We start from the raw sequence: 1700 nt of genomic DNA, 5'->3' as shown, positions 1-1700 counted from the left end.
GAGGACCGAGCCGTCGTTCGGGCTGATCCCGATTATCTTCGGATACTGCCGATCAACGCCACCTGGGAGACTCGTTGCTTCGCTCACCTTTTGTAGAGTCGCAGCATCGAGGATGGTTATGAGCGTGTTCCCGGAGAACTGGGAATAAAGGAGCAACGAGTTGTCAGGTGAGAGCAGGAACTGATTGGCGCTGTTGGGCAAAGTAACTGTCGCCGTTTGAAGCTGCGTGCTGCGAAGCTCCTTGCCGCTTGCGGGATCGAAGACTCGAACCCAGATAACAGACGATTTTTTGTCAGAGCCTTGATCGCGGTAAGCCACATAGAGTTCGCCGTTCTGGTCGAATGCTAGGGCTGCTGGTGTGACTTTCGACTCCGCGTGTTCCAGCACCACCGTCCGGTTGGGCTTGTCCGAAGCCAACAGAGATGACCAACTCACCAGAGATGCTGCGGTCAAGGCCAAGCTGACGAAAATGATTCTCGCTATCGTCACTGGTTCCTCTGGGGAACGCTGGCGATTGGAATGTCCTTTGGTAATGGCGGTCCCTGTTTGCCCTCGATGGAGTTCCAGATCGTGTGGAATACACCGCCAGTGTGTTCACCGAAACCACCAGCACTCCCATATGGGTAACGATTATCGAAGTGGAAAGGATCGCGTTGATTAGGATCGTCCGATGCCTTGAAGCTAAGATGCGCATCAGGTCCTTCCTTGTTCCCGCCTCTGTATTGGTCCGTGCCCGGATGGAACGGATCGACATTATCCATGCCGGGATTCTTTAAGAGTTTTGGAAGTAGAGCGTCGAACTGCGCCTTCGTTCCGAAGAGTGCACCGCCAGCGTTGCAGGTTCCGCCGCAGTCAGAGTTGAACACCGCGTGCAAGCCTGCAAAATCTCCGGCCCCTTCGACTCTGGTGTCAGGAGTTCCGGCAGCAAATTGTCCTGTGAAGGTACCCTGCGCTGTCGTGATGTGAACGCCGTTTGTGTCGAAATTGGCCGAGTCGCCGCTATTCGCGTCGCGGAGTTGTGTATTGCCGATCAGCACTCGATTGTTGTTACTGTCTAGGACGTAGCCCTTCTTGTCACATGTCACATTATTCTGGCCGCAGGCATTGCCTCCCTGGAGCCAGAAGTCTAGGCCAGTCGGATCGGTCAGCGTCGTCGGATTGTTTCTAACGTAAGCGTACTTATTGAGAGTCTGAGGGTCTTCCTGATGCCCGCCTAAAGGATCAGGGGACATGAACCTACCCATGCTGGACGAATCGTACCTAGCTCCAAAGTTATCAAGGCCCGACTCACTGTCGCGTTCTTTGCCGGTACAACGTGATCTGATGCCTTCAACGAGCAACACAGGCTCTATCCCCAACGCTGTTCCCGAGTTAGACCACGCACTGCCCTGATGCAGTGCAAGATTTTTTCTCGTGAACCCCTGACGCGAGTTTTCGCTTAGCTGCGGCGCTGTGCCGAAGCGAGCTTCCAGCTCGGCGGGATCGGCGGCTAAGGGGAAGAACACACACGGATCGCTCGACGCAGAGAGCATCTCTTCTTTAGCTGCGAGCGGCATTGACGGAGATTGTACGTCAGCAGGACGGAACGCTCGAACGGTTTTTCTGTGACTAGAGTTGCACGACGGTCAGGCCGGGGATCAACCGGAAGTGCCGCACGTTGGCAGTCAGCATGGAGTAGCCGACTTCCAGCGCCGTTGCTC

2 protein-coding genes are annotated in these 1700 nt (G+C 55.3%); both read right to left on the bottom strand.

From position 1 onward, the window contains the following. The coding region (locus tag WA354_RS15275; protein ID WP_472813880.1) for a beta-propeller fold lactonase family protein at positions 1-489 on the bottom strand (489 nt) is incomplete at its 3' end. Then, positions 486-1532 (bottom strand): RHS repeat-associated core domain-containing protein, encoded by a 1047-nt coding sequence (locus tag WA354_RS15270; RefSeq protein WP_472813881.1) that lies wholly within the window; start codon positions 1530-1532, stop codon positions 486-488. The genes WA354_RS15270 and WA354_RS15275, both read right to left, overlap by 4 nt. Positions 1533-1700 lie beyond the last annotated feature (168 nt).

This window comes from Occallatibacter sp. (assembly GCF_049802275.1).
Taxonomy (GTDB): domain Bacteria; phylum Acidobacteriota; class Terriglobia; order Terriglobales; family Acidobacteriaceae; genus Telmatobacter.
The sequence above is the reverse complement of the archived record's forward strand: the minus strand, read 5'-3'. Positions and strand labels throughout refer to the sequence as shown.

What these genes read in the sequence shown, in the direction of transcription:
- WA354_RS15270 (WP_472813881.1), bottom strand. Translation starts at nt 1,532, where the DNA reads ATGCTCTCTGCGTCGAGCGATCCGTGTGTGTTCTTCCCCTTAGCCGCC.